This window comes from Candidatus Defluviilinea gracilis, assembly GCF_057138825.1.
On the sequence record NZ_DBNHEF010000069.1, the window covers coordinates 21,374 to 46,740 of the forward strand.

At 54.8% G+C, this 25,367-nt stretch carries 17 protein-coding genes; 7 read left to right on the plus strand and 10 right to left on the minus strand.

The window, feature by feature from the left end; genetic code table 11:
- Nucleotides 1-26: 26 nt before the first annotated feature.
- The 10 genes from AC16KF_RS11580 to AC16KF_RS11625 all read right to left on the minus strand — a co-directional run bounded on the left by AC16KF_RS11580 (nt 27) and on the right by AC16KF_RS11625 (nt 18,254).
- The gene (locus AC16KF_RS11580) at nt 27-3,803 is read right to left on the minus strand and encodes a GAF domain-containing protein (protein WP_484037476.1); all 3,777 of its coding nucleotides are present in this window, start codon (nt 3,801-3,803) and stop codon (nt 27-29) included.
- Nucleotides 3,804-3,823: 20 nt separating this feature from the next.
- Nucleotides 3,824-6,259 (minus strand): GAF domain-containing protein, encoded by a 2,436-nt coding sequence (locus tag AC16KF_RS11585; RefSeq protein ID WP_484037477.1) that lies wholly within the window; start codon nt 6,257-6,259, stop codon nt 3,824-3,826.
- A gap of 58 nt (nt 6,260-6,317) precedes the next feature.
- The gene (locus AC16KF_RS11590; RefSeq protein WP_484037478.1) at nt 6,318-8,615 is read right to left on the minus strand and encodes a GAF domain-containing protein; all 2,298 of its coding nucleotides are present in this window, start codon (nt 8,613-8,615) and stop codon (nt 6,318-6,320) included.
- 110 nt (nt 8,616-8,725) lie between these two features.
- Nucleotides 8,726-9,697 carry an ABC transporter substrate-binding protein gene (locus AC16KF_RS11595; protein ID WP_484037479.1) on the minus strand — a complete coding sequence of 324 codons (972 nt, stop codon included), beginning with the start codon at nt 9,695-9,697 and terminating at the stop codon, nt 8,726-8,728.
- Nucleotides 9,698-9,798: 101 nt separating this feature from the next.
- Complete coding sequence (locus AC16KF_RS11600) at nt 9,799-12,123, minus strand: response regulator (RefSeq protein ID WP_484037480.1); 2,325 nt, start codon at nt 12,121-12,123, stop codon at nt 9,799-9,801.
- A gap of 144 nt (nt 12,124-12,267) precedes the next feature.
- Complete coding sequence (locus AC16KF_RS11605; RefSeq protein WP_484037481.1) at nt 12,268-13,074, minus strand: response regulator transcription factor; 807 nt, start codon at nt 13,072-13,074, stop codon at nt 12,268-12,270.
- A complete protein-coding gene (locus AC16KF_RS11610; protein WP_484037482.1) occupies nt 13,071-15,362 on the minus strand; it encodes a GAF domain-containing protein in 2,292 nt (763 codons plus the stop codon). Before AC16KF_RS11610 ends, AC16KF_RS11605 begins: the two co-directional genes overlap by 4 nt.
- Nucleotides 15,363-15,432: 70 nt before the next feature.
- Nucleotides 15,433-16,959, minus strand: coding sequence for a ribonuclease Y (gene rny / locus AC16KF_RS11615; RefSeq protein ID WP_484037483.1), 1,527 nt, complete (start codon nt 16,957-16,959; stop codon nt 15,433-15,435).
- The gene (locus AC16KF_RS11620) at nt 16,956-17,612 is read right to left on the minus strand and encodes a regulatory protein RecX (RefSeq protein WP_484037484.1); all 657 of its coding nucleotides are present in this window, start codon (nt 17,610-17,612) and stop codon (nt 16,956-16,958) included. Before AC16KF_RS11620 ends, rny begins: the two co-directional genes overlap by 4 nt.
- A gap of 360 nt (nt 17,613-17,972) precedes the next feature.
- Nucleotides 17,973-18,254: a hypothetical protein gene (locus tag AC16KF_RS11625; protein ID WP_484037485.1), complete on the minus strand. Its 282-nt coding sequence runs from the start codon at nt 18,252-18,254 to the stop codon at nt 17,973-17,975.
- Nucleotides 18,255-18,527: 273 nt separating this feature from the next.
- Between AC16KF_RS11625 and AC16KF_RS11630 the strand changes: the two genes are divergently transcribed.
- From AC16KF_RS11630 to AC16KF_RS11660, 7 genes are read left to right on the plus strand one after another with little or no spacing between them, the layout of a single operon-like run.
- Complete coding sequence (locus AC16KF_RS11630; RefSeq protein ID WP_484037486.1) at nt 18,528-19,127, plus strand: cytochrome c3 family protein; 600 nt, start codon at nt 18,528-18,530, stop codon at nt 19,125-19,127.
- A gap of 22 nt (nt 19,128-19,149) precedes the next feature.
- Complete coding sequence (locus AC16KF_RS11635) at nt 19,150-21,405, plus strand: molybdopterin-dependent oxidoreductase (protein WP_484037487.1); 2,256 nt, start codon at nt 19,150-19,152, stop codon at nt 21,403-21,405.
- Nucleotides 21,406-21,407: 2 nt separating this feature from the next.
- Entirely contained in the window at nt 21,408-22,184 is a 777-nt protein-coding gene (locus tag AC16KF_RS11640; RefSeq protein ID WP_484037488.1) for a 4Fe-4S dicluster domain-containing protein, read from the plus strand.
- Between the two features lie 3 nt (nt 22,185-22,187).
- Complete coding sequence (gene nrfD / locus AC16KF_RS11645; RefSeq protein WP_484037489.1) at nt 22,188-23,630, plus strand: NrfD/PsrC family molybdoenzyme membrane anchor subunit; 1,443 nt, start codon at nt 22,188-22,190, stop codon at nt 23,628-23,630.
- Between the two features lie 12 nt (nt 23,631-23,642).
- Entirely contained in the window at nt 23,643-24,164 is a 522-nt protein-coding gene (locus tag AC16KF_RS11650; protein WP_484037490.1) for a quinol:electron acceptor oxidoreductase subunit ActD, read from the plus strand.
- A complete protein-coding gene (locus AC16KF_RS11655) occupies nt 24,161-24,673 on the plus strand; it encodes a c-type cytochrome (protein WP_484037491.1) in 513 nt (170 codons plus the stop codon). Before AC16KF_RS11650 ends, AC16KF_RS11655 begins: the two co-directional genes overlap by 4 nt.
- 11 nt (nt 24,674-24,684) lie before the next feature.
- A complete protein-coding gene (locus AC16KF_RS11660; protein WP_484037492.1) occupies nt 24,685-25,338 on the plus strand; it encodes a hypothetical protein in 654 nt (217 codons plus the stop codon).
- The last annotated feature ends 29 nt before the right edge of the window (nt 25,339-25,367 follow it).

A 25,367-nucleotide genomic window follows, 5' to 3' on the forward strand; every position in this document is an offset into this window, starting at 1 on the left:
GTCTCTCTCCTGCAAGTAGATTCCTGCTAAGAGGCTTTATCCTTCAAACTTAATTGGGCGACCGTCATCGGCGCGCCGAGCGCGGTTCCCAATTCGCGAGCCGCAATTTGTAACACGGCTTCCACGCTGGTGGCGCTCTGGATCTTTTGGTTGATCACGTTCAACATGGCTTCGCGTTCGGCTTGCTTGCGGACTTGGTCAAAGAGGTTAATGCGTTGCATGACGGTGGCGAGTTGGGTCGCAATCGCTTGCAACATGCGTTCTTCGCGTTCGCCGAGATCTGCCATGCTCCGATGTCGCGTTACGGCAATCACGCCCAGCAATTCCTGCCCAGCCATGATGGGCATGGAAAGCGCCTTGCCCACTCTTGCCAGGACCTCCGGCGGTATGCCTCCCATCCGCTCGTCTTTTTCGGGGTTGTTCACCATCACCATGTGGCGCATTTTTGCCGCCAGCGTGGCAGGCGTGGCTTCGTTTATGGACAGGCTGGCTGTGATTCTCTCTGCCGGCATGTTTTCACCTGCCACGCCTCGTAACGTCTCGCTTGCGGGGTCGTATACCGCGATCCACGATCCCGTAAATCCCAGCTCGTCGCAGGATAATTTTGCCACGGTTTGATAGATCACGTCGAGTTCTGTTGCGCCGCCGATGGCTTCGTTGATGCGGTAAAGCGTTTGCGTTTCTGCCAGAGACGCCTGCGTCTGTTCGAACTGACGCTGGTTTTCCAGCATGGTGGCGATCTGCGGACCTAACGCCACAAACAGGCGTTTTTCCTCTTCGGTGAAGTTGTGCGGCTCTTCGCCTTCCAACATTAGCACGCCGAGTTGTTTCGACCCAACGTGCAGGGGCAGAATAGCCACCGCGCGCAGGTTCAAGCGTTGCGCCAGTTGCATGGTGACGGGATCAACGCGCTCATCGTCGAAGCCGTCGTCGAAGAACAAAGGCGTCGGACTGAGAAATAACTTCATCATGCGCACGACCTCGATGGAATAATGGGCGCCAACCTCCGTGGCCTCGTGCCCCGTTCCGTTCCACCAGTTGGCGATAACATCCAGACTCTCCACCTCGCCTTCCGCGTTTAAATTTGTGCTCCCCATGATCGCGCGGTTGATGACCGGGATGTTGATCGCCTCGACGGCGACCGCGGTCAGTTCCTGTAAGTCTGCGGCTTGCGTAATGCGGCGGCTGGCTTCGAACAACTTTTCCGATTGCGCCAACGCGGATTGCGTCTGGTCGTATTGGCGCAGACCCTCAATGTGCGCGCTGAGGCGCTCCGCGACGGCGCTGGCAAGTTCAATCGATTCCGCATCGCTTGAATCCAAGCCTTGAACGGCAAGTTTGCCCACCACTTCGTCGCGCACCTTCAGTGGCAGAGCCGCGCCCGCCTCTTCGAACGACGAGCCGTTGAGCGGAAGGACTTCTTTGAGATTGTACACATAGCCCAGGCTTCCGCTGGCTTTTTCGGCGTAGGTTTGCCAGCCTTCGCGGGTTAGGCGGCGGGCGGCTTCTTCCGCCTCGGCGCGATACCGCTCGGCGTTTTCGAGCAGGCGCAGGTTCTCGATCTGTTGCGCCACCTGGCGGGCAACTGCGCTGGCTAATTCATTCGTATGCTCGCGGCGGTCATCGTCGTTCAGTTCGACCACCAGGGACCCAAGCGCTTCACCCGCTAATGCGATCGGGGCTACAACGGCTTGCGCGCCCTCTGCCGGTTGGGTTTCATCCGCTTCTGAAAGCGGCGTCACAGTGTCGTGGCTGAATACGAAGCCGAATTGTTCCGGCTCGTGGATGGCATCCAGATGCTCAGCCCACCTCTCACGGATGAGATGCCGGGCTTGCGCTTCCACTTGAAGGCGGGCTTGTTCCGTTTCTTCCAACAGGTTGGCGTTTTGAATGGCAATCGCTAACTGACCCGCCAGCGCTTCGAAAGCGGGCAATATTTCTTCCGTCAATACGCCCGGGGCGCGCGACTGCATGTCGAGCGCTCCCACCACCTTGCCTGCGACGATCAGCGGCACCGATATTTCGCCGCGCGTTTCCGGCAGTAATGCGTTAGGACGGAATGTGGCGCTTTGGAGGGTGTCGGATATCACCACCGAACGTTTTTCGGTTGCCGCGCGCCCGTTGATCGAGTTGATGTTGATGGGCAGGCTATGACCTTGTTCAACCAGTTGAGCGCCAACGACGCCGGTGCCCGCTTCCAGTATGAGAGTGGAACCGCTGGTGTCGGTTAGGTAGACCTGTACGTAGTACAGATTGAATTCTTTCAAGATGAGGTCGCAAGCGTTTCTCAGCATCACATCGAGTTCATGCACCTGAGAGACGGCGCGCCCCACTTCTGCCGCTAATTCCAAGTTGCGGGTGCGATCAGCGACGCGCTGTTCCAGGGTGGCGAAACTTTCGCTCAATTGAGCCGACATAGAGTTGAACGCAGCCGCCAGAGAGCCGGTTTCATCGTTCGATTCGACCTTGGCGCGAGCGGAAAGGTCTCCCGCTGAGACTTGTTCCACCGTTTGTGTCAGGCGGACAAGCGGCGCGGCGATAAATTGACCGGTGATAAAACTTAAGGCGGTGGCGACGATCAAGAGACCGAGGAGAATGAATGCCGCGATCCATAAAGAGGCCTTTGTCTCGTTTTGAACTTCCTGGCGAGAACTTGCGATGGCTGTATTTAATTCGCTGACCGGCGCGATGATTCCCAAACTGTAGCCTGCCGTTTGCAGCGGCGTGAACGCCATGTATGATTCCACGCCGTTGATCGTCACGATAGACAGCCCGGACTTGCCGTCTGTCATTTGAGTTGTGAGGGCTTGCAGTTCTTCTGAGCCGCGATCGAGAACGGTTTGCGTTGGCGTTTCTCCGAGCGGCACTTCTTCGGGTTGTAAACCAAAGAGGGGGTAGCCCTCCGGCGGCATGACGAGAATGTGCCCCGTGTCGTCCACGAGGAAGGCGAAACCGGTGTCGCCGACTTTAATTTGGGAGATATTCTGCGCAATGCGCCCCAGGTGCAAGTCGATGCTCATCACGCCTTGGAAAACGCCTCTTTCATTGTATACAGGCGCGGATGCGGTTACGATCAATCCGGTACCTGCCTGATCTTGATACGGTTCGGTCCAGCGGACGCTCCGGTCAGGGTCGTTCTGTGGGGTGACGATGGTGTAGAGAGGCTCCGTGCGAACATCATAGTCTGCAGGAACGAAGGATGCCAGATCAAGGTTGGGGTAGTAGGCGCTGTACCCAAGCGCGCCAATGTAATAAACAGCCACCGCTTCCGGCTGATCTTCCAGGATTTTTGGGGCTGCAAAATCAAGATACGCGGAAATATTAATATCGTCATATATCGCGTCATTCACCTGCACGGTACTTGGGATCAGCACGGTGCCCGGATCGTTTCGTGAGTTCGTGTATTGACCGCCGGGCAACAGAACAACTTCTTGCCGAGAGTCCCAATACGCGCCTTGACTCAAAACGGGTCCTTGCGACGCCAATTGCGCCCGGTAGTCTGCCAATTTAATCAAATTGTGTTGGGTCAAGGAGAAAATCTGGTCGGCGTTAGACGCCTCCGTATTAATCAGGTTGGTTAATTGCGTATCGGTCTGGGCTTCGACGCTGTTCTCATACCTGTCGGAAATGGAAGTTATGATCTTTGACGCTCTCGTAAGAGCAAAAAAAGTTAGCGCGCTGATGGATAGGATTTCAATCGCCAAGAGGGCGAGAATGATCTTGGCTCGCAACCGGAGATTGCGCCAGCGCCCGAGAGCGATCTTATTCTTGATTCCGTTGATTGTTTGATTCATTTGAGACATGAGGGTTCTCCGCGGCTGGGTCATGATTGGTTCCGACCGTCGTGATTGTTGCCAGCTTCCAGCCGCTTGGCGAGGCTTGCGCTAACCCGCGAAACGCCGGCTGCCTTCCCCAGTTCGCGGATGGCGGTCTGCAGGGTTTCTTCGATGGATGAGGCGCTTTGGATGCGGCTGCCGATCAGGTTGACTTGCGCTTCGAACTCAGCCTGCTTCTTGGATTGCTCGAACGAGCGCGCGTTCTGAATGGAAGTTGCCAATTGCGCGGCAAGCGTGGTCTGAATGTTCACATCCGAATCTGTAAAGCGCCCAACTTGATCGGACTGAATATCGAACACGCCGATCAATTTATTGCCGACGATCATCGGCGCCGCCAATTCGGAGCGCGTATCGGGTAGCAGGGGGTTGGGGAAAAAATCGGGCGCCAGAGTCACATCGTTCACGGTAACGCCTTTTTGTTCGCGAGCGGCGCGGGCGACGAGCGACTGTTCGCGGTCTAGCGGGATCGAGCGCTTTTCTGCCGCCATGATGCGCCCCGGTTCTCCCGCCCCGGCGGCAAGCATGAGATTTTTGCCTTCATCGTCGAGCAGGTAAATGTGAGAGTGATAGAGATGGAAGCGTTCTTTGGTCAGGTCTACCACTTCCTGTAATAACCTTTGAGGTTCCAGAATGGAAGAGGTGGCGGCACTCACTTCAGCCACGACCGCGAGGTCTTTTGTGCGGGCTGTCACGCGCTGTTCCAGTTCGCCGAGGATATTTTTGAGTTGAGACGTCATCGTATTGAACGTCGTGCTGAGTATGCCGATCTCGTCTTTCGAATCGATGACCGTCTGGGCAGAAAGGTCTCCGGTTGCCGCTCTCTCTGCCGCGGCGGTGAGACGCGCAAGCGGGTTGGAAATAAATTGAGCGATACCCATTGTGACCGCCGTCATGACGACCACAATGATGATCGCCACGACCATATTGGCGTTTTTGGTCGTCGTGATGGGTAACTGGGCTTCCTGAAGGTTTTGATGCGCCACGACGAGCCAGCCGAGCCGGCCAATGTATTCCTTGTACGGCGACAGCGGAGCGACAACAGGTCTTTTACTTACCAAACTTGGCGCGCCTTCGTATTCCACCTGCGCGTACCCCCCTGATAGCGCGTCAAGGATAGACGCCGTTTGCGCGTCCATCGTCCCTAAGGTCGTTTCTCCATGTTCCAATAGTTGATTATTTTGAAAGATAATTTCCACTTTGCCGGTGTTGCCGAATTGATTGGCGGAAACAAGCGCCGCCAATTCGTTGATGTCGATTGTGGCGCGTAAGACCCCGATCGGTTTGCCCGCCGTGTTGCGCGAGGCGACAGGGATCGCCATTTGAATGGCAAGCGTATTGGTGCTCTCGTCAAATGCCGGCTCGCCGATGTAGACGCCGCCCTTGCCGTCGTTCCATGCCGCCTGCCACCAGTCCTCATCCGCTTGATAGTAATCGGACGTGCGGTCGCTGGACGATATGATTGCGCCGTATTGATCTGTGACAAAAACTTCGACGAACTGCGGAAAGACGGATTGAATATTTCTGAACTCCGCCGATAGATCGTCGGCGATCACGTTTTGGATCAGCGGATCGCTGTCGAGCGCGCGCCCCCAGCGCGCATCGAGGCTTTGGAATTCGCCGCTATCCGGCGACCGAACGGGATTCTCTTGCGCTACGGATTCCTGGAGAAATTTATTGAGCGCTAGCGCGTTAAGCGAGTCGAGGTTGCTGTCGATGGCGTTAGTCACATCGCGAACGCTTGAATCAGCCAGGGCGTTGATGTTACGTTCCACTTGCGTGTTAATCAGCGTGGCTGTAATGCTGTTCGAAACGATCGAGAAGATCACGATGGACGCTACTGTGGCGGAGACGATGGACGAGATCAGTTTAACCCGCAGGGAGTAATTGCGGAACTGACGGAAAATGATAAAAGCCAACAGCGCGATCGGCACAGGGACAATAAAGGTGATCAGCGCTTGAATCCCTGCGGCGCTAATGCGCTCCCACGGAAGAAACGCGTCCATCAAGATGAAGAGCAAGCCCGCCGCAATGCCTGTGACGATCATCGCTGTCTGGCGGGTCTGCAACGTTTCGATGGCGACTATGGCGCAGAGAAACACCGAGCCTATTAGGAATATCACGCCCAGACCGGAGATGGAAGCGATAACGCCGACTGCTCCCAGAAGCGAAACCGCCACCGTGAGCCAGGTTCCCGCCTCAATGCGGCCCCGCCAGATCATATACAAGGAGACGACCCACGCCATAGACATGGCAAGCATCGTGGTCGTTGCGACTTTGATCTGCCAGGAAGGGTCTTGAGAAAACTGAAGCAGTAGATATCCGCTTACGATGACGCTGGCGAACAGATAGAGACCGGTCGCAATGAGGGCATTGCGTCTTCGCCTCAGGGTATCTTCGGAAAAGGCGGGTGTTGAATAGTTCATTTCATGACTCCTTGCGCGTTCGGGAAGAAGAAGTGGAACATGGCTCCAGTGAATGTCATCATTGCCTGTTTTCCGTAACTTTTTGAGCGTCGCCGGCTGGCACGGGCTGATCGAGGGAAACCAGGGTGGGCTTCATGCCCAGCGCATGACCTAACTCGCGGGCTGTGATCTTCATCGCCGCTTCGATCGATGTTGCGCCTTGAATCTTTTGTGTGATCAAGTTAAGCATCGCCTCGCGTTTTGCCTGTTCTTGCGCCCGTTCAAACTGGCGGCGGTTCTCCAAAATGGCGGCAAATTGGGGGCTTAGAGAGGCGAGCAGACGGGTTTCGGCTTGCGTGAAACTGTGCGGTTGCTGTCCTTCCAGCAAGACAATGGCGTCGCGACGCGATCCAATATAGATGGGGAGAGCCGCAACACTGCGATAATTTACCTTTTGGGCGATGGCTCTGGTCGCCTCGTCCACGCGCTCGTCGTTCCATACGTCGCTAAAAAACAGCGGTTCCAGGCTTGTGAACATAGACAGGGAACTTAACATGTCTTTCGAATAATGCGTGTCAATGGGAGAGGCTGGCAGTTCGGCGCTCTTCGACCAGTTTGCAATAATGGTCATGCCATCCAGTTCATCCCTGTCGTTATACGCCAGGCTTCCCAAGATAGCCCGGTCGATCGCGCGAATCCCCAGCGACTCTACGATGAATTTGATCAATTCCTGTAAATTGGTCGCTTGCGACAAACGATCGCTTGCGTTGAACAACTTTTCAGACTGCGCTAACGCCGCTCTGGTTTCCTCGTATTGATTGGCATTTTGCACGGCAACGGCAACTTGCGAACTGAGCGTGGTTTGAACGGCGATATCCGCGTCTGTAAAGCGACCGATTGCCTCCGATTGCACGTCGAACACGCCAATGATGTTTTCGCCCACGATCATCGGCACAGCCATCTCGGAGCGCGTGTCGGGCAACAGCGGGTTAGGCAGAAAGTCCGGCGCTTGCGTCACGTCGTTGACCGTGACGCCTTTTCGTTCGCGGGCGGCGCGAGCCACCAATGACTGTTCGCGGTCGAGTGGAATGGAACGACCTTCGGCGACCATCTGCCTGCCCGCCGCGCCCGCGCCCGAAGCAAGCACAAGCGTGTCGCCGGCTTCGTTCAAGAGATAAATATGGGCGTGATACAAATTGAAGCGCTCCTTGGTGAGGTCAACCACCTGTTGCAACAATTCGTCTGTCTCTAAAATCGTGGAAGCGGCGATGCCTACTTCCGCCACAGAGGAAAGCGCCTTTGTGCGTTCAGCCACGCGTTGTTCCAAAGAACCGATCAAGTCGCGCAGTTGGGATGTCATGCGGTTGAACGCCGTAGCCAGCGCGCCGATTTCATCCTGATTACTCACATGAGTCGTCCGGGTTAAATCGCCTTCGCTGACCAATTGCGCCGTTGCGGCTAATTCAGTGATCGGAGTGGTGATCTGGCGGGCGGCAAGCACGCCTAAGAAACCGGCGACGACGATCGCGATCAAAGTTGTGATGATCGTCAGAATGATGTTTTTGGAAGCCAGCGATAACGCTTCAGAAGCGGGCTGTTCGGCGAGAACATAAAAGGTTTGATCGCCAAACGTAATCTTTTCGACTGCCAAAGCGGCGGAAGCCCCGCTTAAGCCGGTGGTAAATGAATTTTCTGCTGGAGGAGTGATTTGCGCTCTTTTCAAAACGAAGGAAGGATTGGCATGGGCAACCACGAAACCGTTATTATCTGTCATGTATACTGCGCTCTCGCCAGTTACGCCCGCCTGCGCCATGAGGTCCCACACCGATTTGAAACGAATCTTGGCGATCAGCACATAATCGAGCCTGCCGCTCCGAAGGTCGAGCATTGGAACGGAAACGACCATATACGGCTCGCCCGTGACTTCGTTGAAAAAGACAGGGCTAAAATAGGTTGCGTTCGTTTCTTTCGGCTTATCAAATTCTTCGGAACCAGCCCTATTGCTAAATTCCCCGGGTGTAACCACCTTCGAGCGGGAGAGGAAGATCAATTCCCTGCCTTGGCCGTTCGTCAGAACCAGTTCCTCGTAGACCGTCTGGTCTGAAAACAGATTGGAAAGCAGGACGGTTTGTTCTTCCCGTGTAGCATTCGAAAAATCATTGATAGCAGTCAATGAACGCAGTTCGGTTTCGCGTCCCTCGATGAAGTTTTCGACCTGTTCAGCCACGCGTTTTGCGAGCTGCCCCTGAGATTCCAGAGCGTGGGGAACCTCGCCACTGTAGGTTTGCCAGGCGCCTATGGCTCCAACGATTAACAAAGGAATCAACACTAGCGCAATAAAGTAGACTGTCAATCGTGTTTGTAGGCTTTTTCTCATAGAGGGTCTCCGACTAGAACTTTCGATCGCGTACCATTGGACGTATTCTGTGAATGATATTTTGCAGACCCCAAGAGACAGAAGCCGTTGGGGTCTGCAAAACGTTTACCTTAGCGGATGATCGTGTTTGCCTGCTTGATGATCTCGTCTGAAATCGTAACGCCATACGCTTGAGCGGCATTTAAGTTGATGAACAAAAAGCTATCGGCGGTTTCCACCGGCGTTTCAGCGGGGCTGGCGCCTTTCAATATCCGGTTCACCATGGCGGCGCCTTGTTCCGCCTCCCCCGCGAAGGTCACTGTATAGTCGGAAATCAGATAGAGCGCGCTTCCGCCTCTGTTACTGCCAAATACCGGAACTCCTTGTTTCTTAGCCACCTCGCTCAGTTGTTCCAGCCCCGGCTCCAGGCTTGAGAGAGGCGAAGGCAAGAAGATGATGGTATCTTCCGGCAAAGTTTCAACAGCCGCCAACATCTCATCAATACTGTTTACCTCGCTGCCGGGCGCCAACTCCACCTTGAATTGAGGCAGGCTGTCGGTTATGCCCTGCAAGACCATCGTCGTAATAGTATCGGCGGGATTGTGAGGAATATAAACATACTTTGTATCGGGCGCGATCTTCAGCGCCCACTCCAGCGCTTTGGCAGAACGGTCTACGATTTGCACGCCGGTCACATTGCCGCCCGGGTTGGCAATGCTCGCCACTACGCCTTCTTCAACGGGATTGATGACCGGGGTGAACACCACTGGGATGTCTGTGCCTTCCACCGCTTTCTTTGCGGCTTTCGTGGTCAGGGTGCCGACCGTAAAGAAGATATCCACCTTTTGTTCCATCAGCCGTTGCGCTTCGGCGTCGAATGCCGCCTGGTCGGGTCCCACTTCGGGGTTATAGAGATAGGTGATATTTTCACCTTCCACATACCCCAATTCGGTCATTGTGGTTTTAAAGTGATCGACAATTGGGCTTAACCAACTGATCTCCACAATGACCCCAACGGTATACGATTGGGGCTTCGACGCGCCACAGCTTGACAGGATCAAACTAAGAGCGAAAAACAAAACGAATAATTTTTTAGTCGACATGATTGGCTCCTTTGAGAAAACGATCTCGGTAGTCATATTTTGCATGAATTCATCGCAACGACCGATGGAATTCGTGTAGAAAAGTTGGGAAAAGTTGGTCCTTATGCCTCGGCGACCAGCGGCAGGGTCAGGCTAAAGCAGGTTCCTTCGCCTTGCGCGCTCTCCACCGCCACGCTTCCGCCGTGTTCTTCGGCGATCATTTTTACAATTGCCAGCCCCAGCCCATTGCCTTTTACATCGTCATGCCCGTTATTTCGCACCCGGTAGAAACGGTCAAAGATGTGAGGCAGGTCAGAGGCGGGGATTCCGTAGCCGTTATCCCGAATGTGGAGACACACCTGCCCAGGCTGGTTTTCAGATGAAAGCGAAATTCTGCCGCCCTCCGGCGTGTATTTGACGGCGTTGCCGATCAAATTTCTTAAAGCCTGACGGATCTGCAACGCGTCTCCTCTCACATGTGAGCTGGTCCCGGTTTTCCCCAGCGTGAGCCACAGCCCCTTCGCTTCTGCCTGCGGTTTAAATTCATCCGCGATGTCCGTTAAGAGGCGAGTGGCATCCAGAATTTCAAACGCGGGTTCCTCGCCCAAATCCATTTTTGCCAGATCGAGCAGGTTCTCCACGAGTTCGCTCATAGTCTCTGTGGAGTTCTGAATGCGTTCCACAAATTCAGTCTGGTTGTCGTTGAGCGGTCCCGCTTGTTTGATGAGGTGACCGAAGCCTTTGATGGACGTGATCGGGTTTCGCAGATCGTGAGACGCGATCGCGATGAACTCATCTTTCACGCGCTCCAGTTCCTTGAAGCGCGTCACATCGTGCAGGATAACCACGCACCCGCCCTGCTCGAGGGGAGTGGCGGAGGCGGAGAAAACGCGCTGGTCGGGCCAAACAACCTCCCCTGCGAAAGAAGCGTTCGTATCCTGAGTCTGGTTGAGGAGCGCGAGGAAGGAATCGTATCCGGCGCCCGCCTCCAAAGTTTGCCCAAGGTTTGTCTCGTAATCGGTAAATAACTTTTGAGCGGCTGGGTTTACGAGAGTCAGCCGGTATTCGGCATCGAACACAAGAATTGCGTCTGCCGCGTTTTGCAGCACGGCGGCTAATTGTTGCTGTTCCCGCGACACGATGTTGTATAACTGGGCGTTTTCCAACGCGATGCTTGCCTGGCTGGTAATGGCTTGCAGTAACAGCAAATGATCGAGGGTGAAGTATTTGGTTTGCTCGTTTGTGAGCACCAGGATCCCCAGCAGGCTGTGCCTGCCGAACATGGGGACAACGACCGCGGAGCCGGCGAATGCCTCTTTTTCATCCCGCCAGAGCGGGTCGGTTTGCGTGTCGTCTACAATGAACCCCTGGCGAGACTCATTGACGATTTCAAACAACCCCTGCGGTAGCGTAAAGTCGGAGGAGGATGATTCGAGACGGAATGTTTTTTCATACGTTCCCGTTGGATTGAGGATCAGGATATGACCAAACATTGCCCCAAGGGTTTCCACCGTGCGTTTGAGCAACACGGTTGTCAGTTCATCGATGTTAAGCCGCGCGCTCAACTCCTTGCCGATTTCAGGCAACAGGTTAAGTTCGCGGTTCCGCCGTCGGATCACATCCTCCGCCTGCTTAACGCGCAACTTTGTGCGGATGCGGGCGAGTAATTCGCGGCGGTCGAAAGGCTTGGTCACATAATCGTCCGCGCCCATGTTCAACCCAGATTGGATGTCGGCGAGGTCGAGTTTCGCCGCGGTGAGGATGATGACCGGGATGTGTTGGATGGCGGGGTCGGCGCGAATTTCCTCCAAAACGGCAAAGCCGTCTTTGCGCGGCATGTTGACGTCCAGCAGGACCAGGTCGGGCATGTCGCTTCGAACAAGCGTCAACGTCTCGACGCCGTCTTTGGCTTTGATGTGTTTGTAGCCCTCGTTGCTTAGATAACGGGCGAGTAATGTGAGGTTATCGGGCTGGTCGTCGGCGATCAAAATCGTGAAGGATTTCTGGGGGATTGGCTCTTTGTGAACGGTCTTCGCCTGATGCATTTCATCCATGGCGCGCGCGACGATCTGGCAGATCCGCTCGGGATGAACCGGCTTGACAATGACTTCCTTCACCTTGAGGCGGTTCGCGCTGACTTTCAACCCCGGCACGTCGTACGCGGTGATCAAGAACGAAAACGCCGGTCGCCCCGCCGGGTTGCTGTTCAACTGCTCGATCAATTCCAACCCGGTCATCTCCGGCATCACCATGTCGGTAATTAGAATATCCACAACGTCGTTGCCCGCGTGGCGCAGCGCCTCACTGGCGCTGGTGGCTGAAGCAACTTTTACCTGAGGACCTAATTGCGAAATGGCGCGCGCTAACATCGTCGCCGTATTGGGGTGATCGTCCACCACAAGGATTTTGACCGGCGTGTCTACCATGGGAAGGGAAGGTCGGTTCATCGCCTCCTTATTTTCTCTGATCTTCCCCGCCGCACCGTTTGAATTAATTGGATAAAGTTGGCAAAAGTTTGTATCCCCTTGTTGCGCGCCCGGGTTGATGAGACGCCTCGCGCAGGCGCACAGGAAACTGCGCGCCACGAACTCTCAGCCTAAGACAAGCCGATACCCCGTGCCTCGCACATTAATCACATGAACCGGGTTGCGCGGATCTGGCTCGATCGCCTGGCGGATGTGATGGATGTGCCATTTTGTTAATTCTTGCGCCTCGCGCACATCGGCATCATAGCCCTGCGCTTCGGAGACAAGCGTTTGATAATCCACCACGTTTGGAGTGTGACGCGCCAACGACAATAAATAATCGAATGAAGTTGGCGGAAGATTGATGACGCGCTCATTCATCGCGACGCGGCGAGTGTGCAGGTCGAGTGTGAGCGCGCCGCGTTTGAGAAAGCGGTCATCCGCCGTGGCTGCCTGCTCAGCCTTCGATTCGGCCGGTTCGCCCCTTGGGGTTTCCAACTCGTTCAATTCGGCTTGCAAAGAATCAATTTGCCTTTGCAGTTCGCGCTTGCGCCGTTCTTTGTGTTGGTTTGCCAAAACAGAATTCGTGCGGTCGACCACAGCCTGAGGCTTGAGCGGCTTCAAGAGATAATCGGTTGCCCCGCTTCTCAACGCCTCCACCGCCGAATTCAGGTCGGGTTGGGCGGTGAACAAAATGACCGGCAGGTCCGGGTACTTCGCGTGGATCGACTTGAGCAGTTCCAGCCCGCTCACATCCGGCATACGAATATCGAGATAGACCATGTCAAACAGGTGCTGTGAAACGAGAGAAAATCCTTCTGTCCCGTTGATGGCGGTGGTGACTTCAAACCCCGCGCGTTGAAGAATACGCGCTAAAGTTTGGCGCAGGCTGGCTTCATCGTCAATGATCAGAATGTGACCGCTGGCGCTCATTCAAAGCCCTCCTCGTGAATTGGCAGCCAAATGGTGAAGGTCGCCCCGCCTTGCGGGTCGTTCGCCGCTTCAATGCGCCCATGATGTTGTTGGATGATGTCGTGTGTGATGGTCAGCCCAAGCCCGGTGCCTGTATGTTTGCTGGTGATAAACGCATCGAAAACCCTGGGGAGCATTTCAGGGTCGATGCCAGGACCCGTATCTTTGACGGTGAAGAGGATTTCGTTTTGTGAGACCAACCCTTGGGTCTGAACGATGAGGCGCCCGCCGGGTTTCATCACCTCGACCGCGTTCAGGAACAGATTCAATACCACCTGTCGAATCTGATCCGATACGCCTGAAATAGCTGGCAGGTTGGCGTCTGGGAAAAATTCAAAAGCGATTTCTTTTTGACGCATATGCGTGGAGATCAGGGCGTGGACGTCCTCGATCAACCCGTTGAGTTCCACGGGTTGAAAATCCATCATGCGCATGGGGCGGTAGGCGCTGCGCAGACGCTCGATCAACGCCGCCATCCGTTCTGCTTCCGCTAGAATCACATCCAGGTCCTGTTTTGCCTGGCTGGAAAGATCCGCCTCCTCTTTCAGAAGGAACAGAGCGTTTTGAATCGCTTGCAGTGGGTTATTCAGTTCATGGGAAACAGAAGCAAGCAATCGCCCGACAAGCGCGAGACGCTCGTTTTGGATCAATTGCGAGCGAACCGTTTGTTCCTGGCGTAAAGCCGTTTGCAGAGTATTATATAAATTGGCTTTTTGTAACACCACGGTCAACTGGTCCGCAACGGCGACCATGAGTTGCAGGTCGCTATCCGTGAGGCGGTGCGGCGGCGTTTGTTGAATATCCAGCACGCCCACCACTCGATCCTCGATCTTGATCGGCACGGCAATTTCGGATTGTGTTTCGGGCAGTAAAGGACTGCGCTTGAAGAAAACCACGCGATCGACATTGTTGGAGATAAACGACTCACCGGTTTCCGCCACATGACCGGCGATCCCCTCGCCGGGAGGGATATAGTGTCCCTGTTGCACAAGCGTGTCGCCAATATATCCGCTACCGTGGCGTATCACAAGGTTTCTACTATCCGGTTCGATCAGATAAATCTGCACATGATAATAGCCGAAATTTTGGTGAAGAAGTTTTACAACTTCCTTGATGAGTTCGTCCGTATCCAGCGACGCCGCCAACCCCCGGCTGGTTCGGTAGAGCGCGCCCACCTCTTTTAATCGTTGTTGCGTGTTCTCGAACAAGTTGGAGTTTTCGATGGCAATGGCGGCTTGCACGCCCAGCGCGTTGAGCAACTCGGCGTCTTTCATGGAAAAAGCGTTTGCCAGGGCGCTTTGAACGCTGATCGTGCCAATTTGTTGGTCGCCGCTTTGCACCGGCGCAACCAGCAAGGAGCGAAATTCAGGCAACGACTCGCCGCGAATGAAATCCGGATGGGTCCGTATATCTCCGATGTTGATCGTAACCCCCTCGCGGATCACCTGCCCTGCCACGCCTTCGCCCAAACGCATCCGTACCCGCTCAATTTTTTTTTCACCCTCGTCGAAGCCGGAAACAGCGCGGGCAAATAAAGCCTGTTCGTCTGCTTCTAACAGATGAATAACGCTTTTTTCAACTTGCGGAATGAGTTCGCGGGCAGAATCAACGATCAGTTGTAAGACTCCGCTGGTGCCCACGCGCTCGGTTTCACTAAGGGCGCGCCCGATCTTCGCCAGGGCATGGCTCTCTTTGAGGCGATGTTGGATCTCCGCGCTTTGTTGGAAGTTCCAGAGCGCCAGCGCGATCTGGTTGCCCGCCTCTTCCGCTCGTTCGGTTTCCTCCGCCGTAAATTGATGAGGCTCGTTAAAAGCAATGATTGCCGCGCCCAATTTCCGCTCTCTTGCGATGAGCGGAACGCCTAATGCCGAGCGCGCTGGGTAGCGCTTTGCAATCTCGATACTGATATAGGGGGAGTTGAATACATCCTCTATGGCAAGCGCGCGCTCGGCTCGTAATACAGAGGCGGTGAGAGAATGAACCTCGGGGTTCTTTTCAGCATCCCGCGAATACTGGAATGGGAGTTTTGCCGTGGTCGCAGTGGGGATGGTTAACTGTCGTTCCGCGTCCCACCGCGTGATATAACAATCGTCCGCGCCGATGAGCCTTGCCATATCGATCGCCAAAGCGTGTAGAGTGGCGTCAAAATCCTCGGAGAGCAGGATGGCATGTGTCATCTCATTGAGAAGCGCGAGGTATTCCTCTCGTGAAGACACAGCCGTCCCGTGTTGCGATCGAGCGGCTTTCACAGATTGTTTTTTCTCTTGTGTTGCTCTGCTTGTTTCAGGCTGAGCCATTTTGAGCCTAAACGGATTTGGATTATTTTGCGATCTCGGTCGATCGTGTCTCGCGGATGACCGTTACCTTAATCTGTCCGGGGTATTGCATGGTCTCTTCGATTTTCTTTGCCACATCGCGAGCCAAACGAGTCGAGGCGAGATCGTCAATTGCGTCTGGCTTAACAATGATACGCACTTCGCGCCCGGCTTGTATTGCAAAAGCCTGTTGAACTCCATCGAACGACATCGACATTTCTTCGAGCGAGCGGATGCGCTTGATGTATGCCTCAAGGTCCTCGCGCCGCGCGCCGGGTCTCGCGCCGGAGATGGCGTCTGCCGATTCGGTGATGACCGCTTCCACGGTGAGTTGATCCACCTCATGGTGGTGCGATTCGATGGCATTCACCACGATCGAGTTGACGCCATAACGCTTGCAATATTCCGCGCCGAGTTTTGCGTGCGTGCCATCCTGGTTGTGATCCATCGCTTTGCCGATATCGTGCAAGAAGCCTCCCAGTTTGGATAGCTCGACGTTCGCCCCGATCTCCGCCGCCAGGATACCAGCCAGTTTGGAAACTTCGACCGCATGCGCCAGCTGGTTCTGACCATACGAAGTGCGGAATTTGAGACGCCCCATCATTCGTAGGATTTCCGGATGCAAGCCCGAGACGTTTGCCTCATAGGCGGCTTGCTCGCCCGCTTCGTTGATGATCTTTTCCACCGCGCGTGTTTCGTCTTCCACGATCTTTTCGATGTGCGCGGGGTGAATCCGTCCATCGAGGATTAACTTCGCCAACGCCCGCCGGCCAATTTCACGGCGGACTGAGTCGAAACACGAGACGGTCACAGAGTCCGGCGTATCGTCCACGATCACATCCACGCCCGCGGCTTGCTCGAAGGCTTTGATGTTGCGTCCATTGCGACCAACGATGCGCCCCTTCATCTCTTCGCTGGGGAGGGTGACAACCGCGCGCGTCACCTCCGCCACGTGTTCGCTTGCCACGCGCTGGATGGCGTCCGCGATCAACTTGCGGGCGCGTTTCTCGCCTTCTTCGCGCGCTTCCGCCTCGATCTGGCGGATGATGCGCGCCATATCGCCGCGCGCCTCTTTATCCACAGCCGCGAACAATTCTTTCTTCGCATCCTCTGGCGAAAGCTGGGCAATTTGTTCGAGTTTTTTGACCTGCTCCTCGTGCAGTTTATCGATCTCGTTGCCGCGCCGGTCCACCTGCGACTGGCGCTTATTGATCTGTTGCTCGCGTTGTTCAAGGCGGTCGCTTCGGCTGTCCACCTCCGAGCGGCGTTTGTCCAATCGTTCGGTCTCTTTGTTGAGTTCGATGCGCCGTTCTTTCATTTCCGCTTCGGCGGCTTGCACAATTTTGGTCGCGTTCTCGCGCGCCTGGCTTTCGATCAACCGTGCTTGTTCATTGGCGACCTTTAGGATGTTATCTGCCTTGTCTTGCTGGTTTTTCAACGCGCGTTCCGCCTGATACCGGTGAAGGAAGTATCCCGCCGCCAGACCAACGCCTAATACCAGTATGTCAACGATCAAAATAATCGGATTCATGGTGTATCCTCATTTTCTTCGAAAGATTTTTCTTCTTGATGCGTTTCGTTCCAGATTCTTCTCACTACGGGCGCAATAGTCGAATAGGAAAAACCGCGCCTGGCAAGGAACTCTGAAAGTTTTCTTCTGTATTCCTGCCAGTCCAACTCTTTGAAACGGCTTGATTTTTTTCGCGCCGCTTCATATGCCAGCGCGTCATCATCCACAGATTGGAGGGCGGCTGAGGTCGTTTCGTCGTCGATGCCTTTTTGTCGCATTTCCATCGCCAACATGCGGCGACTGCGCGGGCGGAAGGCGCTTCGGTTTTCGACCCATGCGCGGGCAAACTGATCGTCACTGGCAAGCCCATCTTGCCGCAACCGTTCGAGCGTTTGCTCGATCACATCTTCCGGGGTCTCATGTTTGCGCAGGTTCTTGCAGATCTCCGCTTCGGACCTTGCCCGGTAACTCAAAAACAATAGCGCCTGCTGGATGGCTCGTTCTTTCGCGTCCTCAGCCTGAAGCCGCTGAATTTTTTCATCATCCAACCCGTCGCCGACTTTGAGCCATGCGGCGGTAATGCGCGCCAGCCCGAAGGCGAATTCCCCATCGAGGTGCACATTGACTCGATTCGGGTTTCGCTTTTGCGCTTCGAGGGCAGTGATCTTTTTCATTTAAAATAAAACAACCGAAGCGCCGCCTGTCGGTTTCGGCTGTCGAAGACCCCGCGTCAACGGAGAAAAATGTCTGGGAATGTGGAGCAAACCCAACGTCCCGGGTGAAGCGCGCCGGGGTGGGTCAAACCGCGTGACGATGATCAGGTCACAGACGGCGAACGTGTTGTGGGGGTGAAGTCAGTTTCTTTTTCATACATAGTTTGTTTGACTTCTTCAAATAACTCCCAAAACGGGGAGGTTCTTGCTCGTAATATCCAGAGAGTGTACAGCCGAGCCGCAATGCGGCAGAAATAGACTTGTTCAGCGCCTTACTATGCCTCATTATAATGGATTTTAAGGTTTGTTAATGTGTCAAAATTATTGCGAAGGCTGATTCGCCCAGCGTTTTCGACGCGCCAGAATGGGGATAATGATAATGAGGGAGATCACGCCTCCCATGACGATGATGCCATCGGTCGATCCGACTTCAGATTGATCTTTCGGTTCGGGGGTGGTGGTGGCTTGGAAGAAGAACGAGGCTTCAGCGTCTGCTTGTGTGAAGGTTGCCCGGCTTGCCAGCGATTGCGTGAAAGCGGTTAGAGCCATCGCCAAGACCGACGCCAGAATAATGATGATGATGACCCGGGTTGTTCTTTTCATGCCGGGCAAGTATATCACGCGCCTATTGTGTCTTTTATGTACTTGCCTGTCCTTTTGAAGTATAATTTCGGCGCGCTTTCAGGGTGAATGATTACCCTGAATGACGATGTTAATTTTTGGTCGATTCACTTGTTCGATAAAAACTCAAATGACGCGCATGGCATTCATGACGATGGCTGACAATTCGTTATGCAAACTCATGTTTACAAATTTGGTTCAATTAGGTAAAATCGTGCAATATTTCACGAATAAATCTTCGTTCCAGGAGAATGCATGATCCGAAAATTTTTTGAATGGGTCTTAAGCCCGATGGGGCGGATAGCAGTGGTGATCACCGTAATGTCGCTGTTCAGCCTTGCCGCCTATGGGGTTTATCAAACTCAACAGCCTCCCGAACAACCGATTCAATTCACTCATAAGTTACACGTAGGGCTGGGCATTCAATGTTTGTATTGCCATCCCGGCGCTTTGCGCGGACCGTCTCCCGGTTTGCCGACCATCAACAAATGCTGGGGATGCCATCAGCAAATTGCAAAAACACAAACCAGTCCGCTTCTCAAGCCCATGGTCGACGCAATGAACGCCGGCGTGGGTTTCACGTGGGTTCCGGTGGCGCAAGTGCCGGACTTTGTGCATTTCACACATCGTCCGCATGTGGCGGCGGGTCTCAACTGCGAAAATTGTCACGGCGACATGACTAAAGTGACCATCGCCGAGAACCCGCAGGTGATGAACATGGGGTGGTGTCTTAACTGCCACAAGTCGCGCACCGAGGATAACGTCCAAAATAACCCCACGGGCGACGCCGGCGTATCTGCCCAGTTGGAGAAGAAGCGCACGAAACTCACCGATTGCGGCACATGTCATTATTAATCCGGGCACAGAGGAATATTCTATGAGTCAAAAAATTTCCCGGCGTGATTTTCTCAAATTAGCCACTGCAGGCGCGGCAACCACCGCGGTATTAACCGGTTGCGGTCCCGCTTCGCGTTACGTGACGCGCGAACCGTATACCAAAATGCCGGAGTACACCTACAATGGTTTGAGCGCCTATTACGCCACCACCTGCCGCGAATGTGCGGCTGGTTGCGGGCTGATCGTCCGCACCATGCAAGGGCGCGCCATCAAAGTGGAAGGCAACCCTGCGAACCCGATCAACCTCGGCAAGACCTGCGCGCGCGGGCAGGCAACCTTGCACGGCTTGTATAACCCCGATCGTGTTGAATTCCCCGTGAAGCAGGCGCGCGGCGCGGCATTGGCAACCACTGCCATGAATTGGGACGAAGCGCTTCAAGTTGTTTCGGATGCTTTGAGCAAATCGAACGCTTCCGAAGTTGCCTTCCTGCTAGGAACCGCGTCGGATCACCTTTACGATTTGGTCACCGATCTCACCCAGGCAATCGGCGCGCCTGCCCCGATCCGTTTTGGCGCGTTGAGCATGTTCGAATCTCGCGCCACCTTGAGCAAGGCGGCTGAGAACCTCCTGGGAGAGGCTGGCTTGCCGTTCTTTGACATGGCAAATGCCGATCTCGTCGTTTCATTTGGATCAAACTTCCTCGAAACGTGGCTTTCGCCAGTGGCTTACACGCGCGGCTTTGCAAAAATGCGCCGCGGTAATAAGCAAAAGCGCGGATACCTCATCCAGTTTGAATCGCAGATGTCGCAGACTGCCGCCAAAGCAGACGAATGGATTCCGCTTCTTCCCGGGACGGAAGGCTTGGTTACCCTTGCCCTCGGCCGGCTCGTGGCGGAAGCAAAAGGCGGAACAACCCCTCGCGCGTTTGCATCTGTCGACATCGAAGAGGTATCCGCGAAATCTGGCGTTTCGCTGGAACAACTGGAGCATATCGCCAGTTTGATCGCCCAGGCGCAAGCCCCGCTTGCCATCCCCGGCGGGCAGGCATTAGGGCAGAGCAACGGGCTGTTCACAGCAGAAGCGGCGCTTGCATTAAACGCGTTAGTTGAAAACTACGGCAAACCCGGCGGCGTGTTCATCTCTCCGCTGTCACCGAACGAAGATGTTTACCATCGCCCTGCCAGCGCGAAAGAAATGGCAGACTTCATCACAACGCTGAAGAGCGGCGGCGTGAAAACCCTGTTCATTCATGGGGTCAACCCGCTATTTGAATTGCCAAAATCGCTAGGTTTTGCCGAGGCGTTAGCATCTATTCCTACTGTGATCTCGTTCGCAACATTCCCCGACGAAACCGCTCTCGCCTCCGACTATATCTTCCCCGATCATCAAGGTCTCGAAGCGTGGGGGTACCAGCGTTCTGCGACCGGCGCCATGCAATCGGTGCTGTCAGGCGCGCAACCGGTGGTTTCGCCGATGGGCGATACGCGCTCCACAGCCGACGTGTTGATCGAAGCGGCGCGGTTGGCTGGCGGAAAATTTTCCGAAGCATTGCCCTTCACCGACGAAGTTGCCTTCATTCGAAACAAAATTTCCACCCTCATCCCTCGCGCCGATGGTTCATTCGTTGCGCCAGAGATCAACACCTTCGCTTCTTACTTTCAGCAACATGGCGGCTGGTGGTCTGCGGCGGGAGTTTCTACTTCATCATCTTCCGCAAGCGCGCTCAGCAAGGCGATTGCCGTCAAAGAGACAGAATTTGCCGGCGACGGCGAGTTCTTCTTTATCCCATTCGTTTCGCCGACGTTGGGCGAGGCTGGCGCCAACAAGCCATGGTTGCAAGAGTTGCCCGACCCGATGACCACTGTCATGTGGAATTCGTGGGTGGCGATCAACCCTGAAACCGCTCATCATCTCGGTATTGAAAACGACGACGTAGTGAAGATCATCAGCGAAGCCGGGGAGGTAGAAGTGGCAGTGTACGAGTATCCAGCCATCCACCCGGAGGTGGTTGCCATGCCCTTCGGGCAAGGTCATACCGCTTATGGAAGGTTTGCCACAGCCAAAATGCCGCAAGACCGATTTATGGGGCTTGTGCCGCATGGCGGGCTTGTGGGCGATGCCATGCAACGCGGCGCGAATCCAGCCGATGTGCTCGGCGCGCATTTCAATGAAGCCGGTGATCTTGCCTTTGCGGGCATGAAAGTAAAGATTGAAAAGACCGGACGTAAACAATACCTATCCCGCCTCGAAAGCCGCATCGGCGTCTACGGCGAGGGATTTCCCGAGGAGAAATAATCATGACCGTTGATTTAAATCTCGTTGGCGCCAAAGGCGCCATCGCCGAAGCCGCGGCAGGAAAGTGGGGGATGACCATCGACCAGGATATTTGCACCGGCTGTCAGGCATGCGTTGCGGCGTGCGCCATGGAGAACAACCTTGCCTTTGTGGGCGAGGAAGACGCCGGCTATGGGCGAACCCAGCACTGGATCCGGATCGAACGTTTTTGGGATGGGGAATATCCGCACGTGCAGGCGACTCCCTTTCAGCCGATGCTCTGCCAGCAATGCGGTCACGCGCCGTGTGAGCCTGTTTGCCCAGTGTTTGCCACTCCCCACAGCCCGGCGGAAGACCTCAATTTGCAAGTGTATAACCGTTGTGTCGGCACGCGCTATTGCGCCAACAACTGCCCCTATCAGGTGCGTTCGTTTAACTGGCGCGATTACCACACCGTTCCCGAACTTGGAAATATGGTGAACGGGACGCTCGTCTTCCCGCTTCATAATCAACTCAACCCGGATGTAACCGTCCGCCGCCGCGGTGTGATGGAAAAATGCACGTTCTGCATTCAACGCATCCACAAGGCTCAAGATAAAGCCAAGTCTGAAGGGCGCGAGGTTGAAGACGGCGAGTTCACAACCGCTTGCGCGCAAGCCTGCCCGGCAAGCGCGATCACTTTTGGGCGTGTGGATCACCCGGAGAGCCTGGTCAGCCAGCTGGCTCATCAGGAACGCGGTGTGAAGCACCTCGAAGAACTCAATACCCTGCCGCGCGTGACCTACCTCAAGGAAGGTTAACTCATGACCGCTACTTCCAAATATTTATCCGGTGCGCATGAAGCGCACGACTCTCACCACGAAGAAGATCCGAAACAGTATTTGATGTACGATCCCAAGCCGCGCGGCGAGATGAACGCGATGGTGATGGAATCCATGCACACGACCTCGTGGAAGTTCTGGGCAGTGTTGGGCGTGCTGGCGTTTCTGGTTGTTACCTGTTTCTTCTTTGCCTGGGGATATATGATCAATGAAGGCTTGTATGTTGGCGGGGTGATGCGACCAGCCTATTGGGGCATCTTCCTCGTCAACACCGTGTTTTGGATCGGTATTAGCCATGCGGGAACCTTTATCTCCGCGATCCTGCGCGTGTTCAAGGCGGAGTTCCGCCGTCCGTTTACCCGCGCCGCCGAGCTAATGACCACCTTCGGCTTGATCCAGGCGGGCGCGAGCATCTTCATGCACATGGGTCGTGTGTGGCTTTCGTATTGGATGTTTCCCATCCCGAACGCGCGGCAGTTGTGGCCCAACTTTCACTCGCCCTTGATGTGGGATTTGCTCGCCATTTCCACCTATGTTCTTGGCAGTACCATGTACCTGTTCCTGCCGCTCATCCCTGATCTTGCCATGGCGCGCGATCGTTCCACCGGCTGGCGCAAGACGTTCTACAAAATCCTCGCGCTCGGTTTCCGCGGCACAGAGGGCGAGTGGCGGCATCTCACGGTCGCCATGAACTTCTTCGCCTTTGCCATCATCCCTGTGATGTTCTCTGTGCATACCATCGTGTCTTGGGACTTTGCCATGGCGATGCGCCCGGGCTGGTCTTCCAGCGTGTTCGGTCCGTATTTCGTGCTCGGCGCTTTGCATTCGGGTATGGGCGCGGTGGCGATGGTGCTGTTTGTGATGCGCGCCACCATGAAGCACATGGACTATTTCATCCGCAAAGAGCACTTCGATGCGCTCGGCAAGTTGATGCTGATGGTCACCTTCGCTTACACATACTTCTTCTTCAACGACTATATCGTGCAATGGTACGGCGGCGACAAGGCAACCGATGATCTTTTGCACTGGTTGGAAGAAGGTCCCATGGCATGGATGTTCATTCAGTTCGTGTTTTTCAACATCGTCATTCCGCCGCTGTTGCTGTGGAGTAAGAAAGTGCGTGAAACCCCCTGGTTGCTTGCCTTGATCGGTCTGATGATCAACGTTGGCATGTATTGGGAGCGTTATTTGATCATTCCGGTCATGCTCACCATCAACCGTATGCCGTTCACGTGGAAATTATTTGAACCGCGTCTCGAGATCTTCCTCACCATTGGAACATTCTCCATGTTCCTCCTGTTCTATATGATCGTTTCCCGCCTCATCCCTTTGATCCCGGTCTGGGAGGTGCAAGAAGGGCAGATGACTCACTCGCTTCGCAAAGTGGGTAAGGCGAAACTCCCAACGATCAGCGAATTCGAATAAACGGAGCGAACCATGTCTGAAGCAACTTTACTTGCTGTCTTCGAAGACCTAGACCCCGCCGCGAGCGCCATCGAAAAATTGCACGAGATGGGCGTGGGCGATGAAAACATCAATGTGATTTCCGGCGTGCCGGTGGCGCATAAAATTTTGGGGCGCCCGCATCCATGGACGAACGTATCGAAACTTTCGATGGGCGGCGCGGCGGCGGGCTTTCTGTTTGGCATCTTCCTCAATTTTGGAACGCCCCATCTCTATGGCATTCAAGTAGGCGGGCAGTACGTTACCCCGATTCCGCCTGGCGCAATTGTGACCTTCGAAATGACCATGCTGTTTGCGCTCCTTGCCACCTTCCTCGGCGTCTTTTTGGATAGTTACTTCCCGAATTATCGCCCGCTGGAATATGTCGACGAGGTGAGCGATGGAAAGATCGCCGTCTTCTTTCGGGTTGCGGAAGACGACGCCAAAAAATTTACCGACGCCATGAATACGCTCGGCGCTGAATCTGTCAAACCCGCGGAGGCGCGGCAACTATGAGACTTTTGAAACAACTATTCTGGGTTTTCCTCACCCTCGGTATCCTTTTCGGAATTCTCGAACTCTTCATGTTCGATATCATCAAGATCGACTGGGTCAGCTTCATGGAGATCCAGCCATCCTATCGCGCGATGGAAGACCCGCTTCCTCCGCCCAGTCAATCTGTTCCAATAGAAGGGGCGATCGTCATCCCCGGCATGGGCGCGCCCGAAAACCCCACCATAGCGGATGACGCCTCCCTGGCGCGCGGCGCGGAATTGTTCGCGATCAACTGCCAAATGTGTCACGGCGCGGATGGCGCCGGGAGCGGACCGGTTGCCCCATTTCTTATCCAATTCAAGCCTGCCGACCTGACCTCCGCTATTGCGCAATCCAAGAGCGACGGTTCGATGTTCCTGACCATCTCCAATGGCGTGGATGGACGCATGCCCGCTCTGAACGAAAACCTGACCGTGTCTGAGCGCTGGGATGTGGTTAACTTCCTGCGCACATTACAACCTGCAGAATAGGGATTTCGATTATGAATGATGTTAGAAAATTAATTTACACCACGATCATCGCCTTTCTTGCAACGCTGGTGGTCTGGATCACCGCCCTGTTGTTTTGGTCTTGCGGGTTTTCCTTCGAGTGCGCGCGCGCGAGCCAAATTGTGGAACGCACTCCGGTCCCCACCTTGATTCCCGCCAGCCATGTCGATTCTTCCATGGGCGGCGCGGCGGACGAGTTTGATAAATGCCAGGTCTCCGCGACTGAGTTGATCGGCGCGTGGGTTTCGGCAGGCGCCCCTGAAAGTGAAGCCTTTCCATTCACCGATATGAACGGGAAAGACTGCGAAGCGACGTATCGGGATATTCAACCGCTGTTTGTGGAAAACGGGCAATGGTATGCCAATGCGATTGGGTGTGTCTCGTGTCATAACTCGGCGCTCACAGCGCGTAGCGGCGGGTTGGACCTGTCCAGCTACGATGCCATGCAGTTGGGCTCACAGCGCGCGGATGCAACTGCCACCGGCAACAACATTTTTGGCAACGGCAATTGGGAAGACTCTACGTTGTTCGCGGTTTTGACAACGCAAGGCATGGTTCCCACCGGTCACTCGGCAGATGTTTCGCCAAATAATTTTGCGTTCTACGTCGGGTCTGCGGTGGAAGTTACCGCAACGCCAACGCCGTAATACGGATTTGAATAAAAAAATCTCCCGAG

Coding starts and splice junctions, on each gene's coding strand:
- AC16KF_RS11620 (WP_484037484.1), bottom strand. CDS start 17,612: ATGAAAAAGATCACTGCCCTCGAAGCGCAAAAGCGAAACCCGAATCGA.
- AC16KF_RS11660 (WP_484037492.1), top strand. CDS start 24,685: ATGAATGATGTTAGAAAATTAATTTACACCACGATCATCGCCTTTCTT.
- AC16KF_RS11605 (WP_484037481.1), bottom strand. CDS start 13,074: ATGAGCGCCAGCGGTCACATTCTGATCATTGACGATGAAGCCAGCCTG.
- AC16KF_RS11640 (WP_484037488.1), top strand. CDS start 21,408: ATGACCGTTGATTTAAATCTCGTTGGCGCCAAAGGCGCCATCGCCGAA.
- AC16KF_RS11625 (WP_484037485.1), bottom strand. CDS start 18,254: ATGAAAAGAACAACCCGGGTCATCATCATCATTATTCTGGCGTCGGTC.
- AC16KF_RS11585 (WP_484037477.1), bottom strand. CDS start 6,259: ATGAACTATTCAACACCCGCCTTTTCCGAAGATACCCTGAGGCGAAGA.
- AC16KF_RS11580 (WP_484037476.1), bottom strand. CDS start 3,803: ATGTCTCAAATGAATCAAACAATCAACGGAATCAAGAATAAGATCGCT.
- AC16KF_RS11595 (WP_484037479.1), bottom strand. CDS start 9,697: ATGTCGACTAAAAAATTATTCGTTTTGTTTTTCGCTCTTAGTTTGATC.
- AC16KF_RS11655 (WP_484037491.1), top strand. CDS start 24,161: ATGAGACTTTTGAAACAACTATTCTGGGTTTTCCTCACCCTCGGTATC.
- AC16KF_RS11600 (WP_484037480.1), bottom strand. CDS start 12,123: ATGAACCGACCTTCCCTTCCCATGGTAGACACGCCGGTCAAAATCCTT.
- AC16KF_RS11590 (WP_484037478.1), bottom strand. CDS start 8,615: ATGAGAAAAAGCCTACAAACACGATTGACAGTCTACTTTATTGCGCTA.
- rny (WP_484037483.1), bottom strand. CDS start 16,959: ATGAATCCGATTATTTTGATCGTTGACATACTGGTATTAGGCGTTGGT.
- AC16KF_RS11635 (WP_484037487.1), top strand. CDS start 19,150: ATGAGTCAAAAAATTTCCCGGCGTGATTTTCTCAAATTAGCCACTGCA.
- nrfD (WP_484037489.1), top strand. CDS start 22,188: ATGACCGCTACTTCCAAATATTTATCCGGTGCGCATGAAGCGCACGAC.
- AC16KF_RS11650 (WP_484037490.1), top strand. CDS start 23,643: ATGTCTGAAGCAACTTTACTTGCTGTCTTCGAAGACCTAGACCCCGCC.
- AC16KF_RS11630 (WP_484037486.1), top strand. CDS start 18,528: ATGATCCGAAAATTTTTTGAATGGGTCTTAAGCCCGATGGGGCGGATA.